This window comes from Ruegeria sp. (assembly GCF_965243365.1).
Taxonomy (GTDB): Bacteria; Pseudomonadota; Alphaproteobacteria; order Rhodobacterales; family Rhodobacteraceae; genus Ruegeria.
The window spans coordinates 629,707-643,858 of record NZ_CBDEUW010000001.1 but is presented as its reverse complement, the minus strand read 5'-3'; the positions used below and the strand labels follow the sequence as shown (position 1 = coordinate 643,858).

The 14,152-nt window shown below is 57.8% G+C and carries 12 protein-coding genes; all 12 read right to left on the bottom strand.

Annotation, left to right across the window (positions count from 1 at the left end):
• Positions 1-2 precede the first annotated feature (2 nt).
• The 12 genes from cofH to ACP0GE_RS02860 all read right to left on the bottom strand — a co-directional run bounded on the left by cofH (position 3) and on the right by ACP0GE_RS02860 (position 13,753).
• Positions 3-2,900, bottom strand: coding sequence for a 5-amino-6-(D-ribitylamino)uracil--L-tyrosine 4-hydroxyphenyl transferase CofH (gene cofH / locus ACP0GE_RS02915; RefSeq protein WP_424830502.1), 2,898 nt, complete (start codon positions 2,898-2,900; stop codon positions 3-5).
• Entirely contained in the window at positions 2,897-3,874 is a 978-nt protein-coding gene (cofD, locus tag ACP0GE_RS02910) for a 2-phospho-L-lactate transferase (protein ID WP_424830501.1), read from the bottom strand. The genes cofH and cofD overlap by 4 nt, the downstream gene beginning before the upstream one ends.
• Entirely contained in the window at positions 3,871-4,620 is a 750-nt protein-coding gene (cofE, locus tag ACP0GE_RS02905; RefSeq protein WP_424830500.1) for a coenzyme F420-0:L-glutamate ligase, read from the bottom strand. The genes cofD and cofE overlap by 4 nt, the downstream gene beginning before the upstream one ends.
• A 10-nt stretch (positions 4,621-4,630) precedes the next feature.
• Entirely contained in the window at positions 4,631-5,320 is a 690-nt protein-coding gene (gene npdG / locus ACP0GE_RS02900; RefSeq protein ID WP_424830499.1) for an NADPH-dependent F420 reductase, read from the bottom strand.
• On the bottom strand, positions 5,307-6,860 hold the full coding sequence (locus ACP0GE_RS02895; RefSeq protein WP_424830498.1) for a class I adenylate-forming enzyme family protein: 1,554 nt from the start codon (positions 6,858-6,860) through the stop codon (positions 5,307-5,309). The genes npdG and ACP0GE_RS02895 overlap by 14 nt, the downstream gene beginning before the upstream one ends.
• Positions 6,861-6,880: 20 nt before the next feature.
• Positions 6,881-8,092: an acyl-CoA dehydrogenase family protein gene (locus ACP0GE_RS02890; RefSeq protein ID WP_424830497.1), complete on the bottom strand. Its 1,212-nt coding sequence runs from the start codon at positions 8,090-8,092 to the stop codon at positions 6,881-6,883.
• Entirely contained in the window at positions 8,079-9,206 is a 1,128-nt protein-coding gene (locus ACP0GE_RS02885; RefSeq protein ID WP_424830496.1) for an acyl-CoA dehydrogenase family protein, read from the bottom strand. The genes ACP0GE_RS02890 and ACP0GE_RS02885 overlap by 14 nt, the downstream gene beginning before the upstream one ends.
• Positions 9,207-9,212: 6 nt before the next feature.
• Positions 9,213-10,625 carry a 4-hydroxyphenylacetate 3-hydroxylase N-terminal domain-containing protein gene (locus ACP0GE_RS02880; protein WP_424830495.1) on the bottom strand — a complete coding sequence of 471 codons (1,413 nt, stop codon included), beginning with the start codon at positions 10,623-10,625 and terminating at the stop codon, positions 9,213-9,215.
• A 347-nt stretch (positions 10,626-10,972) separates the two neighbouring features.
• Positions 10,973-11,803 carry an SDR family NAD(P)-dependent oxidoreductase gene (locus tag ACP0GE_RS02875; protein ID WP_424830494.1) on the bottom strand — a complete coding sequence of 277 codons (831 nt, stop codon included), beginning with the start codon at positions 11,801-11,803 and terminating at the stop codon, positions 10,973-10,975.
• Between the two features lie 3 nt (positions 11,804-11,806).
• Positions 11,807-12,169, bottom strand: coding sequence for a MaoC family dehydratase (locus ACP0GE_RS02870; protein WP_424830493.1), 363 nt, complete (start codon positions 12,167-12,169; stop codon positions 11,807-11,809).
• Complete coding sequence (locus ACP0GE_RS02865; RefSeq protein ID WP_424830492.1) at positions 12,166-12,570, bottom strand: FAS1-like dehydratase domain-containing protein; 405 nt, start codon at positions 12,568-12,570, stop codon at positions 12,166-12,168. The genes ACP0GE_RS02870 and ACP0GE_RS02865 overlap by 4 nt, the downstream gene beginning before the upstream one ends.
• Positions 12,560-13,753, bottom strand: a complete 1,194-nt coding sequence (locus tag ACP0GE_RS02860; protein WP_424830491.1) for a lipid-transfer protein — start codon at positions 13,751-13,753, stop codon at positions 12,560-12,562. The genes ACP0GE_RS02865 and ACP0GE_RS02860 overlap by 11 nt, the downstream gene beginning before the upstream one ends.
• Between the last annotated feature and the right edge of the window lie 399 nt (positions 13,754-14,152).

The following is a 14,152-nucleotide window of genomic DNA, read 5'->3' as shown; positions in this document are numbered from 1 at the left end:
TTTCAGTTCCCAACGACCAGAGACGGCGCATCCCTAAGGGTGTAGTCTGTATACCGTTGCGCCAGCGGACGGCCCGCCCTGTTACTTATCTCTCTTAACCTGTCAACGGACATCTCGGATCCGTTCTTCCCGCCAGCCGATCTGGTGATTGTTTCATCCATCAAAGTGCCGCCAAGATCATTGGCCCCTGCGTTCAGGCATTGGGTCGCGCCATCCGCGCCCAGTTTAACCCACGAGGTCTGAACGTTCGGCAAAAGCTCTCCCAACACCAATCGCGCCACTGCATGCATCACCACGGACTCGCGGACACTGGGGCCAGAACGGGAACCTTGTTTCAGATAAACCGGGGATTGTACCGCAACAAATGGCAGAGGAACAATCTCGGTAAACCCTTTGGTTTGGGCTTGCATATCGCGGATGTGGATCAAATGTCTGGCCCAGTGCTCATACCGATCAACGTGGCCAAACATAATGGTTGCGGTGGATTTCAGGCCAACCTCATGTGCGGAGCGCATGACTTGCAGCCACTCCGCAGTGCTGATTTTGTCGGGACACAAGGTCGCGCGAACATCGTCACTCAGAATTTCAGCTGCGGTACCGGGTAAGGATCGCAGCCCCGCTGATTGTAGACGGCGCAGGAAAGATTGCAGGGACAAACCCATTGTCTTTGCGCCTTGCCAGACTTCCAGTGGTGAAAAGGCATGGATATGCAGGTCTGGCACCGCGCCATGGATGGCCGAGCAGATTTCGATATAGGTCTCGCCGGTGTAGTCGGGGTGAATACCCCCCTGAAGACAAACCTCGGTCGCGCCGCGTGACCGCGCATTGGCCGCACGGGCGACGATCTCATCCAGCCCGAGACGATAGGGCTTGCCCCTCAGATCTTCATGCGTTTTGCCTTTGGAGAACGCGCAGAAACTGCATTTGAAGTAGCAGATATTGGTGTAGTTGATGTTGCGGTTAATCACATGTGTAACCGTTTCACCCACCTGTTCGCGCCGCAATTGATCCGCTGTGCGGCAAACGAGATCGAACTCGGCCCCGCGGGCCTGAAACAGGCGTTTGATCTCATCCAGCCCAAGTTCCTTACGATCCGCAGCACGTCCAACAAGCCGTTGAAAGCCACGGGCGACCCGGGCCGTACTGCGTCCAATGGCCGGAAACTGCGCTTGTGATCCCGGCCGCCAGGCATCGGGCATGGCAAAGCCGTCACCATCCGCTAGTGCGCGGATCGGGTGATGCATGGGTGCGGCCGCCCAAGCCTCGACCTCGCGTACGTAACCCGGATAGATCGTCAGTCTCTGTTCCAGATCCCGGTCTTCCTTTTCGGTGATCTTGCGCAATTGCTCTAGATGAGGCCACGGGGCTTCGGGATTGACGTAATCCTGCGTCAACGGAGACACGCCGCCCCAGTCATTGATCCCCGCACGGATCAGCGCGCCCGTATCCGACGGGCTTAGGTTCGGCGGCGCCTGAATACTCATCTCTGGCCCCAAAATCAGGCGCGCAGCTGAAATCGTCCACAGCAGTTCGGGTAACGAGGCATCGGGGTTGTTCGCCATCCGGGTGCCCGGTTTGGCGCAGAAGTTCTGAATGATCACTTCCTGAATGTGGCCGAATTCTTCCTGCAGTGTCCGAATGGCCAGCAGGTCGGTAACCCGTTCGGATCGCGTTTCGCCAATGCCCACCAAAAGACCGGTTGTGAAGGGAATGCGCAACTCTCCGGCAGCCCGCAACGTTACCCATCTCGTATTGGGTTGTTTGTCCGGGGATCCGAAATGGGGCATGCCTTTTTCACACAACCGTTCAGAGCCGCTTTCCAGCATCATGCCCATCGAAGCCGCGACAGGGCGCAGACGCTCCATCTCATTGCGGGTCATCGCGCCGGGATTGAGGTGCGGTAGCAGCCCGGTCTCTTGCAGAACCATCCCGGCAATGTGCCCAAGATAATCCAGCGTACTGCTGAACCCCAATGCTTCAAGGGCTTTTCGCGCCGCTGGATACCGTAACTCGGGCCGCTCGCCCAACGTGAACAATGCCTCTTTGCATCCAAGCTCTGCGCCACGCCTTGCCACGTCCAACACCTGATCCGGCGACATGTACAGCTGATCCAGCTTTTTCGGCGACTGAGCGAACGTGCAGTAGTGGCACACATCGCGGCATAGCTGGGTCAGTGGCAGGAAGACTTTGGGTGAATAGGTAACAACACGCCCGAACCCTCTGCGCGCCACTCGTGCAGCCAGCTTTGACAGGTCCTCCGGGCGTTCATCCACAAGCGCATAGGCCAGTTCCTGTGGAATACCCTGAGTTGCCCGCGAGTCCGGTTCCAGATAGGCCAGATCGGGGGGCACATCCACGTCTCTTGCCAGCCCGGGCCGGTCGAGGACCACCACCGAGCGCCCGCTTTGTTCAAACTGTACCCGATGTCGACTGAAACTGCCCGCACCGAAGGTAAAATCACCGACCATGGGCAGGTCAAACCCAATGGCATTGGTGCCCATTCCGTTTTTGCAACAAGCGAGCGTAACGGTTCCCTGCGCTCGGTTCGTCAAGACTGCGATATCCTGCAAAGACACGCGCGGTAAGTCTGCATGCAGGATGGCGGCATCTCTGACGCCCCGCTCATCAAGCTGTTCACATGCCGCCCCAAGCGCGGCATTCAGCCCTGTGTCCTGCGGCGTTGAAAAGACCTCGGCCCCGAATGTTCGGGCAAGTGTGGCCAGAATGTCGTCCCGTGTAACCACCAGAATACCGGTACACCGGTCACTGGTTTGCAGAACACCAAGAACATGCGACAGCATCTCTCGGACCAATGAGACACGCTCGTCGCCGTTTAAAACGCTCTCCAGTCGGGATTTGGCGTTCGAGCCATTTTTCATAGGCACGATGAACCAGGTCATGGCGTCACCTCATCAGTACGGTTCAGGGTTTGCGCAAAATCCAGAACGGTTCTGGCAAGCGCCTTCTTGTCTTCATCGGTTTTCATCAGGGTTTGGGCCGTGGTCACCGCCATCTGCCCTTCTATCTGGCCCACAAGTTCGGCATCCGTAGCATCAAGAACAAACCCATCCAGAAAATCGCTGTAGTAATCCGCAACAGCATGCGCCGAGGACGGCACGCCAAGCTCTGCGCATATCTTGGCCGTCGGTCCTTTGACCGCCTGCCCGCCGATCAGTGGGGTCACAGCCACGATTGGCGCGTTCAACCCGATCAGGCTGTCGCGTATTCCGGGGACCGACAGGATCGGGTCCACGCTGAGGAATGGGTTTGAGGGGCAAAGGATCACCGCCGCCAGATCGGGGCTGCTTAACCGCGCCAGAAAACCAGGTGAAGGTTTGGCCTGCGCTGCGCCATCAAAGCGGATCGAGGTCAGGCGCGGCGTGCAGCGCCGGGCGACGAAATATTCCTGAAAGGGCAACTCGCCTTGATCGGTCGCCAGCATCGTCCGTACCGGATCATCAGACATGGGGAGGATGCCGTGTTGGACGCCCAATGAGAGGCTTAGCTGTTTCATGACCTCGCTCAGGCTGTTGCCCTGTTCCAGCAGGTGACGCCGCAGCAAGTGCAGCGCGATATCTTTATCCCCCAACTGAAACCAATCCGGGGCGCCAAGCTGCCCAAGCTCAGAAAACACGCCCCATGTTTCGTCCGCGCGTCCCCAACCCTGCGCGCGATTATTCAACCCTGCCAGCGTGTAAAGAACGGTATCGAGGTCCGGACAAATCGGAAGGCCAAGATGCTCGAAATCATCGCCGGTATTCACGACCAGAGTCAGCCTGTCGGATGGCAGCACCTGTGACAGCCCGAAGGCCAGCTTTGCCCCGCCAACACCGCCGCACAGGGCCAGAATATGTTTGCCACTTGAGGTCGTCATGGGAATAAATCCTGATCAACGGGGCGCACCAGATCCTGCGCCCGACCCTGCCCGAGAAAGGCCCCGGCCCCGCGAACCAGCGCCGCGGGCGTGCCTTCGGCACCCTGCCCCATGGCCAGCGATGCCATAGCGGCAATTTCATCCGCAGTACCGATTTCGGTATGTTGCAGGATACGCCCGTGCAGGTCAGATGTTCCGGTCATGGACCGCAAGGCCGTCACGCCTGCAGAGCCGATGGCAACGCCACATGTGCCGTGACGCCATGCCCGCCCAAAGCTGTCGGCGATGATCACACCAAGGTTCTTCGCCGTCTGATGCTGTAACTGATCCAGCAATGTGCTGGCCGATTTGTCCGAGTCTTCGGGCAATAATAGAACGTCTTCAGGTCCAAGCCCGACATTCGACTGATCTATCCCCGCATTGGCCATGACCATCCCAAGGCGATGACGCACAATCAGCACACCGGGCACGGCGCGCATGACTGTCTGACTTTCCTGCAGGATCAGCTCGACCAGGCGCGCATCCTTGCCGCAGATCTCGCCCAGCCGCGTTGCCTCAGCTGACGCGGTGACCGAGCCAAGGTTCACAATCCGGTCTTCTGCCTTCGACACGATCTTTTGCGCCAGCACCAGAATGTCGCCATCGGCACAACCCACACCGGGCCATGCCGCCAGTGCCAGCCCGACCAGGTCATCGCCGGGCCTGATCTCGGGCAGGCCGGGCAGACATTCGACCGTGATGCGCATACCGAGTTTCCTACTGCTCGGCGGAAACGCCGCTGATGCGGATTCCCGCATGGCATTTGTGACGTTTGTTGATCGAAATCAGCAGCGAGGTCAGCGCCTCGGTTGCCGCAGAATTATCAAGCGGTCCGGCGTGATACCCGTTCATGCCACAATCCTGGATGACCTGCAGAACCTGCGCGCGCGCGTCTACACTGTCGCCCGTCACCAGAATATCGCAATCCACAGGTCCGGGTGTTTGCAGACTGGCTGCGGCCACATTCTGAAAGGCCGATACAACCGCAACCCCATCCCCTAACTGGGCCTGCGCCTCCTGCGCCGCTGACCCCAAAGCCGGAAGTTGAACCCGGGCAACTTTGGGCGGTTTCAGGGGGACCGTTGCCGACACCAGAATCTTGCCCTGCAAGGCAGGTGCAATTTCTGACAGTGTTGCTTCCTGTGATGCATACGGCACCGCCAGTACAACCATCTGCGCCACGCCCGCCGCTTCGGCATTCCCCTGACCGATAATTGTAACGCTCTTGTTCCACTCCCTTGCGCGCGCCGTTAGGTCGGCGGCCGTTTCCGCTGCGCGATCCGGGTCACGTGAGCCAAGAACAACCCGATAGCCTGCAAGTGCAAAACGAAACGCAAGGCCAGAGCCGAGCGCGCCCGTGCCGCCGCATACGGCAATGATCCGGTCCGAGGTGTCAGGATTTGTCATGTTGGTCTTCTTTGTTGTCATTAGGGAATGTTTGCGCCGCTCCAAGCAGTTCGCGCAGGCGCGGCTTAAGCACCTTACCGGTCGCGTTGTGGGGCAGTTCGGGCATCAGCCGGATCAGGCGCGGGATCTTGTAGCCCGCCAGCCGAGGCCGGCAGAATGCATCGACTTCCTCAAGGTTCAGAGTCTCCCCGTGTTTGAGGACGATAGCGGCAAGCGGGACCTCTCCGAACTTTTCATCCGGCACGCCGACAACGGCGATTTCATCGATCTTGGGGTGGGCGTGCAGGGCGTTTTCGATTTCAGCCGGATAGATGTTCTTTCCGCCCGAGATCACCACGTCCTTTTTGCGATCCCGCAGATAGACATACCCATCCTTGTCGATGACACCGATATCGCCCGTATGAACCCACCCGTCGCGCATGACCTCACTGGTCTCATCCGGCAGCCGCCAGTATTCCAGCATCGCCGACGGGGCCTCAGCCACGATTTCACCAACCTCACCTGGTGCCAGCGTGTTTCCGTCCCTGTCCCGGATCGCGATCCGCGTTGTCGGCAAAGATCGCCCGACCGAGCGTAGGATATGCGCCTGGCCGCTTGCGGCCTTTCGATGATCTTCGGGTGTCAGTGCCGTCACGATTGAAGACTCGGACAACCCATAAAGCTGCAAAAACCCGCACCCGAATGTGCGCGTGGCCCGGTCCAGAAGATCGACGCTCATCGGTGCCGCGCCATAGGCGATCTGGCTGACATCGATCTGGTCCGCGCGATCAAAGTTCTCATGCGCTTCGATCAACATCTGCAACATGGTCGGTACAACGAACAGCCCGTCGATTTTCCAATCCACAAGGTCATTGAGGAATCCTAGCGGGTCGAATTTCTGCCGAAGGACAGCTGCGCTGCCGGTCAGGCAGGGCCACATGGCGGACCCCAGCCCGCCAATATGGCTCAGCGGCGTAGCCACCAGTTGCACAGTGCCCGGCCCCGGTTTTTTGATCAGGACCTGAGAGTATAATAACGGGCTGGTTGAAAACGTCTGGTGCCCCATGACCACGCCTTTGGGCCGGCCCGTCGTCCCGCTGGTATATAGCTGCACAACCACGTCAGAGGGGGTCTCATCTACTGGCTGGGCGGTCGCCGTGTTTAACTGATCGCGCTCTGGAAAGGGCAGTGGCGTCGGCAACCCCACATCAGAGGCCACACTATGCGCCACATCCTTCAAGCTGTCTGAATGCCAGAGTATCCGCGCCTGACTGTCACGTACAATGGTCGCAAGCTCTGCCGAGGGCATTACAGGCTGCAATATGGTTGCGACAGTGCCCGTCCGGCTGGCAGCAAAGACCAGCAGAATGACTTCAAACCGATTTTCCGACAGCACAGCAAAACGGTCGCCCGGATGCAAACCGCTTTGACGCAGCATATCAGCAAGCAGGTCTACCGCGCGCCCGGCGCCAGCATAGTCAATCTGCCCATAGTCATCCGCCGCCATCAGTGCATCCGGCAGATCCGTTGCCAGGAAATCCAGAAATCTGTGTATATACATGACCCCTCCCCTGCCGAATATTATAGCTGATTGAACGGAATATTGGCGTCGGGACGGTCTTCTTTTGGAAGGCCCAGAACCCGTTCGGCAATGACGTTGCGTACGATCTCATCCGTGCCACCGGCAATGCGTCCGCCCGGCGACCACAACCAGCAGCCCTGAAAGTTCTGCGGGGCATCAACCGACAAACTGTCAACGCAAGCCCCTTCGAACCCCATCAGGTCCATGGCGAACTCCCCCAGGCTTTGCATTTTTGAGGCATCGACCAATTTGCCGAACGTAACCTCGGGGCCCGGCTCACGTCCCTGAGAAAGCTCGGCCAATGTGATCAGTTGCGTATTCTCAATGGCCTTTTCCTGCGCGTACCAACGCGCCAGATTGTCCTGCACCAGAGAGTCCGCGATCATGGGCTGCCCGTCGATCTCGCGCGCAAGGGCAAAATCCAGCAGGTCCTGATGGTTCACGCCCGGAAAGCTCGAAACTTCAAACCGCTCGAACCGCAGGGTCGACATGGATACCTGCCAGCCATCGCCAGGTTCGCCTAGACGACAGGCATCCGGGATGCGCACGTCGTCCAGAAAAGTTTCGTTGAATTCAGCCTCGCCGTTCACCATCCGCAAGGGCCGGGTCGAAATCCCGCCCAGCGTCATGGGGATCTGAAAGAAAGTCAGCCCCTTATGTTTGGGCACCGTCGGGTCCGAGCGGGTCACGAGGATCGCCCGGTCCGCCAGATGTGCAAAGGTGTTCCAGACTTTCTGACCAGACACGATCCAGTCATCGCCGTCGCGCGTTGCGCGGGTGCGAATACCTGCCAGATCGGACCCTGCCCCGGGTTCGGAAAACAGCTGGCACCAAATCTCCTCACCGCTCAACGCGCGCGGCAGCAATTCGCGTTTGGTTTCTTCGTCGGCATAGGCCAACAGGACCGGCGCCGCCAACCCGAGGCCAATCACGAATGGACCGCGCGGCATCTTGAATGGGCGCTGCTCTTCTCGGAAAATCAGCTCCTCGACAAAAGTTCGGCCGCCGCCGCCATATTCGCGCGGGATGAACAGGCCCGCGTAGCCAGCATCGAATTTACGTTTCTGCCAGGCTTTGGCTCGGATCAACGCGTCTTGTTCGTCTTTGGCTTCGCCGGGGAATTCCTGAGAAAAAGCGCGGGCGTTTTCGACCAGCCACGCGCGAGCCTCTTGGCGAAATTGGGCTTCGGACGGGCTGTCAAATCGCGACATCTGCCAGTTCCTTCTTTCTTTGTGCGGCCAGGGCGTCGACCAGTGACCCGGTCCAGCGGCGGGTTTCGAACTGAAGATCGCAGAAACGCGCGCGACGGTAGTATAGGTTCGGATCCCCCTCCCACGTCACGCCCAATCCACCATGCAGGTGCAACCCTTCGCGGGCACAGTACGAAAACGCCTCGCTAGCAGAAATCCGGGCCGTCGCGGCGGCAATGGTCAAGTCACCCTGCCCGGCCTCCATTGTCTTGGCGGCATACAAGGCATTCGCCCGCGCCATGGCAATTTTGACAAACATATCAGCCAGCCTGTGCTTTACGGCCTGATAGCTGGCCACCGAACGGCCAAAAGCCTGCCGCTCCATCACATAGTTCCGCGCCATCTCAAGAATGGCCTCGGCGCCGCCGATCTGTTCCCACGCGCAAAAGATTGCGGCACTGTTCAGAACATCAGACCAAACACGGAACCCGTCCCCGTCAAGCGGCTCGAACGTGGCATTGCTAAAGGTGACGCGCGAAATCGGACGCGACGGATCGATACTGTTCAGTGGTTCAATCGAAACACCCGGGTCCTTGGCACTGACCAGCCCCAGCTTGGTTTCTCCGGCGTCGTCGCTGGCCAGCACAAGGAACTCATCGGCGATTCCGGCGTCAACCACCGGCGTTTTGATCCCGTTCACCCCGTTTGATCCGTGCCGGACAGTTAAATCTGTCCCCTGTTCCGGCAATCGACCCTCGGCCACGGCCCATGTGGCAATCCGATCCCCTGTCAGCAGGGCGGGCAGCAGCGTATCGCGCTGCTGGGAGTCTCCCGCCCTGCTGATGGCCTCTGCCACGATGATCAGGGAAGATACGTAAGGCACCGCCGCATTGACGCGCCCCAGTTCTTGCATCGTGACACAGGTAAACATCGGACCAAGCCCAAGGCCGCCGACTTCTTCGTCAAAGCCGATACCCAAAACGCCCATATCCGCAAGTGCTCGCCAGGTTCGCTGTGAATAGGCCGCCGAACCATCAAGAACAGCCCGCGCCTCGGTGGTTCCGATATCCTCGCCCAGAATGCGGGAAAGTTGTTCCCGAAGCGCAAGTTGATCTTCGGTGAAGGAAAATTCCATATCTGGTTACTCGGCCGCTGGTTTCAGCATTGCTGTGGCCTCGGTATCCAGACCCGCAGCATGCAGCCCGCGTGCCTTGGCGCGTTCCATCGGATAGTGTTTGCGCATCACGATCCGCTGGGCAAACAACCCGCCACCGGACTGGATATGGGTCACCTTGCGCCAGCCGCCTTGCGTGTCGGCAGTGACATCGCGGATAGCGTTGAACAGCTGCGAGCGGTACGCGCCCGACACACCCTCTTTGGTTGCCATGTACTTCTCGGCGTAAGGCCCGAATTCGCTGTTCTCGAAATCCGCCGGGGTCGGGGCAGTCAGGATCGAGCCGCCACCTAGGTCGTGCAGATGCTTTGTCATCGCGTGAAAATTATCCGCTGCGTAAAACTTGCCCGCGTTAGTATAAAGCTCGTTCGGGAACACCTCGCCCTTTTCGTTGACCTCGCATTGGGCGATGGCAGCTTCGACTGTACAGCGGATCAGGGTCGCATAGGTGATCAGATCCGAAATCTTGATCCGCACATGTGCGATCTTGTCGATCCCGTTCGCTTCTGAGATCAGTTGGGCCAGCCCCAGCAATTCCTCGGCTTCCTCAGCCATTTCCGTAAGGCCTGCCAGCCGCTCCCACAGTCCAAGAGAATGCGCGAAGACGCCGGCAAACTGTTGCTCACCATTCAGGAAAATACGGTCATTGGGCACGAACACATCGTCAAAGACCACAAAGCCCTCGACATATTGATGCACGCGCGAGCTGTGCGGGAATGACCGGTCGTCGCTGACGCGGGGGCTGAAGCTGACATTCATGATCTTGACGCCGGGCGCGTTCACGGGAACGGCGCAAGCAATCGAATAATCCTCTTCCCCCGGTTTCATCGCCTTGGTTGGAATGACCAGCAACTCATGCCCGAATGACGCCAGCGAAATATGCAGCTTGGCCCCCCGGATCACCACTCCGTCAGGGCGACGCTCGACCACCCGCAGATAGGCATCCGGATCGCGCTGGTCCTTGGGTGATTTGGCCCGATCACCCTTGCCATCCGTAATGCACTGCGTGACCCGCAGATCGTTGTCGACCACGTATTTTGAATAGGCCTCGATCCGCTCACGGTAGACGGGATCCAATTGCTGTAGCCGCGATGCGGCCGTTTTCAATGTCTGCAGTGAGGTATAGGTGACATTGAAGATCATTCCCAATTCGACCTGGCGCTTGGTGAAGGCCCGCAGTTCGTCCGGGGAATGGGGGACAAAACCAAACGGGCTTTCGCCCTCTTCCGCCACGATCTGCTGTATCTGATCGTAAGACTGCGCCAGATACTGAGCGGCTTTTCCCAGAATCGGATGCTCGACTATATTGTCGACCTTTTCCCCTTCGAAAAATGTCACCCGCCCGTCATTCAGAGACTTCAGGTATTCAGCGCTGTTCATCTGGCATTCCTCATCTAAATCCATTTATTGGTAAGTCTACCAAATAAATTGAATGCTTCAACAAGTATTTTGCCAAAATGCCGATTCGAATGGACCAAATTGGGAATTGGTAGCGATGCCCACGGATGCTCCCACAACCCAGCGCAAGCCCAGAAAGCACAGGCTCAAGATTAATCGTTACATCTACCTATTAATGTATCGTTGTCGCGGGTGTGGAATCTGCTGCTCATGAGCATGCAATAAAAAAGGAATAAGGGCAGCCGAAGACCGGCTGCCCCAAAAGACTGTACGTCAGAAGTTCGGTACCAATCCCTTTGTAATCAAAAAAGAACGGATGCTCTGACTGTTTATATCAACAGACCCCCACCAACGGTCAGGATCTGCCCGCTGATATGGTCGCTTTCCGGATAACACATCATCGCCACAGCCCCCGCCGCTTCGTCCGGACGGGCGCCGCGCCCCAGGGGTGTCATCCTGCGGGCCTGCGCAAGAAATTCTTCCTGAACACCTACGTTGATGGTCTGACCTTTGACTTCGATGGTTGCGGATTCCCCCTGCAAGGGCTGGGTCAGACGCGTTTCAACCAAGCCAAAGGAGATAGCATTAACGCAGACCTTGTAGCGGCCCCACTCTTTACACAGCGTTCGCGTCAATCCAACTACGGCAGCTTTGGCCGAGGAATAGCCAGCCTGCCCAGCATTGCCATATAGCCCCGCCATGGATGAGATATTGACCACTTTGCGGAATACTTCGCAGCCCGCCTCTTTATCCGCCAATGCCTGCGCCTTGAAATGAGGTTGCGCCGCGCGGAGAATGCGGAACGGCGCGGTCACATGCACTGCCATCATCGCTTCGAACTGATCGTCGCTCATTTTCTGGATGACATTGTCCCAGGTGTAACCGGCGTTGTTGACAATCAGGTCCAGCGCACCAAATTGATTCATTGCTGTCGCAACAATACGCTCACCAAAATCCTTGTCGGTGACGTCCCCGGCGCAAACCACAGCTTGCGCACCAGTTGCGTTGATTTCGGCCGCCGTTGCTTCTGCAATTTCCGGGTCAAGGTCGTTTACCACCACGCGCGCACCTTCGGATGCGAATTTCAAGGCAATCGCCTTGCCGATTCCCTGACCCGATCCGGTGACAATCGCCGACTTTCCGTCCAGCTTTCCTGACATCTTTTATCCTTTCGAAAATGTGGCTCGACCCATCAGAACTGTGGTCTCGTCGCACGTCTGAACCTTGAATTCTGCTGAGGTTCCATCCACTTCGGCACTCAGAAACAACTCAGTCCCAGCCAGAACCGGTGCCGAAAACCGAACATGCGAGGTGGTGATGCGGTCTGCCCCCAGCCCCGTTTTCAACGTGGACAGCGCCAGACCCATGACCAACATCCCGTGCGAGATCACATCGGGGAATCCCACTTTCCGGGCGGCCTCGGGGTCCAGATGCAGCGGATTCATATCGCCCGATGCCTCAGCATAGGTGCGGATCCGTTCGTGATCCGGCACCGGCATCGGTAATTTGGTCAGCGTCGCGGTCATTGCGTGTTCCTCACTGCGAGCGTGAAAACCATTTCTGCGACCAAGCCGGCCTCATCCTCGAACTGGGTATCAAACGTGACCAGCAACAGCGCTCCGCCTTTTTTTTCAACCAAGCCGCTAAGCTTGGTCGAACACGTCAGGTCCATCCCAGCAACCACGGGGCGATGCGAAGTAAATCCCTGCTCGGCATGCAGCACGCTTGGCAAGGGGATGCCCAGTGTTTGCAAACGCCGGGCAGCCTCGGGCGAAGCGAAGTCCAGGAACACCGGAAAAGTAGGTGGTCCTTCGGACAGGTCGCTTTCGCCAACTGCCGCCGCAAATGCATTGATCTGATCCTGGGTGACCTGAATTCTGTGGGACGGAAACTCCCGCTCCAACCATCCGGACGTATCAAGCGGCATTGTTGGTGCCCTCATACATCGTCACCACGCAGGCGCCGCCGATGCCAACATTGTGCTGCACTGCAACCCGAGCGCCTTCGACCTGACGCGGACCGGACCGACCGCGCAACTGCTCGGTCAGCTCGACACATTGGGCGACCCCGGTGGCTCCCAGCGGGTGCCCCTTGGACAGCAATCCACCAGAGGGGTTTGTGACAACTTTTCCGCCATAAGTGTTGTCGCCGTCCAGAATGAATTTCTCGGCAGTTCCCTCGGGTGTCAGGCCAAGCCCTTCGTAGGTGATCAGCTCATTTGCGGTGAAGCAGTCGTGCAGTTCCACGACATCAACATCATCCGCCCCGATCCCGGCTGTTTCGTAAACTTCGTTCGAAGCAGCCTTGGTCATGTCGTACCCGACAATTTTCATCAATGAGTGATCATCGAAAGTCGAGGCAAAATCCGTGTGCATGGATTGGGCCCGGATTGAAACGGATGTGTCCAGCCCATGCTTTTTGGCATAAGCTTCGGAACACAGCACCGCCGCCGCGCCTCCGCATGTGGGCGGGCAACACTGCAAGCGCGTCAGTACCCCATAGATATGCGGCGATTCCATAACCTCGGCCACGCTCACCTCGTCCCGGAATATTGCCTTGTCATTGTGTTTGGCATGACGCCGCGCCTTGACCGAGATGTGTGCGAAGATTTCCGCGGGGATGCCGTATTTTTCGGCGTATTCTACACCGGCGCCTCCGAACATATGCGGTGCCGGGGGCACCTGATCCTGCGGCTGCCATTCGCGCGTGAGGTCTACAAAGTTGCTCAGCGGATCGGGTCGGTCGCCCCATTGAGCGTCCAGAGACCCCGGGCGCATCTGTTCGAACCCGATGACCAAAGCTACGTCGATGATACCTGCCTCAATCGCCTGCCGGGCCAGAAACAGCGCACAAGAACCGGTTGCGCAGTTGTTATTCTGGTTAAAGACCGGCACGCCGCTCATGCCCAGATTGTAAATCACGCGCTGGCCGCTGCAGCTGTCGCCATAGACGTATCCCGCGTAAACTTGTTGAATAGCCGTATAATCGATGTCTGCATCCAACAGTGCAGCCTGGGCCGCACGCGCACCGAGAATGTCATAAGGTTCGCTGACGCTGGGTTTCACAAAGGGTGTCATGGCGACACCGGCAACAACCACTTTATTCGACATCAGGCTTTCTCCGCGGATATTTAATTTATCGATCTATTAATTTTGATACGCATCACGCCCTGCTCTGTCAACCTCAACCCTCACGAAAAACCCGTTTAGTCTTTCGCCATTATATTAAAGAGAATTTGTAACGCTGCGTCATTTCATATAGCTCTTCGTGGGCGTGATACTGTACGCCTTAAGGTGATCCGGCTGCGGCGAATCCGCCACAAAACCTTGAAATATATTAACATACCTATCTGTCTTATTTTAGTTTCTTGTCAATTCCTTCACTTCGCCCTAAAATTGAAGGCAATAAGGATGCGAAACAAAACAACCCGGAGGTCAGTTGACCGTGCCCGCAAGCGTTTCTTCAGCCAAAACAAATAAAACGAACAAGCGCAAACCTGGGCGACCGAA

Bases quoted from the DNA above. Each gene is read 5' to 3' on its own strand.
- ACP0GE_RS02890 (WP_424830497.1), bottom strand. From the start codon at position 8,092: ATGTCGCGATTTGACAGCCCGTCCGAAGCCCAATTTCGCCAAGAGGCT.
- ACP0GE_RS02885 (WP_424830496.1), bottom strand. From the start codon at position 9,206: ATGGAATTTTCCTTCACCGAAGATCAACTTGCGCTTCGGGAACAACTT.
- ACP0GE_RS02875 (WP_424830494.1), bottom strand. From the start codon at position 11,803: ATGTCAGGAAAGCTGGACGGAAAGTCGGCGATTGTCACCGGATCGGGT.
- ACP0GE_RS02880 (WP_424830495.1), bottom strand. From the start codon at position 10,625: ATGAACAGCGCTGAATACCTGAAGTCTCTGAATGACGGGCGGGTGACA.
- ACP0GE_RS02865 (WP_424830492.1), bottom strand. From the start codon at position 12,570: ATGCCGCTTGATACGTCCGGATGGTTGGAGCGGGAGTTTCCGTCCCAC.
- ACP0GE_RS02895 (WP_424830498.1), bottom strand. From the start codon at position 6,860: ATGTATATACACAGATTTCTGGATTTCCTGGCAACGGATCTGCCGGAT.
- ACP0GE_RS02860 (WP_424830491.1), bottom strand. From the start codon at position 13,753: ATGTCGAATAAAGTGGTTGTTGCCGGTGTCGCCATGACACCCTTTGTG.
- npdG (WP_424830499.1), bottom strand. From the start codon at position 5,320: ATGACAAATCCTGACACCTCGGACCGGATCATTGCCGTATGCGGCGGC.
- cofH (WP_424830502.1), bottom strand. From the start codon at position 2,900: ATGACCTGGTTCATCGTGCCTATGAAAAATGGCTCGAACGCCAAATCC.
- cofE (WP_424830500.1), bottom strand. From the start codon at position 4,620: ATGCGCATCACGGTCGAATGTCTGCCCGGCCTGCCCGAGATCAGGCCC.
- cofD (WP_424830501.1), bottom strand. From the start codon at position 3,874: ATGACGACCTCAAGTGGCAAACATATTCTGGCCCTGTGCGGCGGTGTT.
- ACP0GE_RS02870 (WP_424830493.1), bottom strand. From the start codon at position 12,169: ATGACCGCGACGCTGACCAAATTACCGATGCCGGTGCCGGATCACGAA.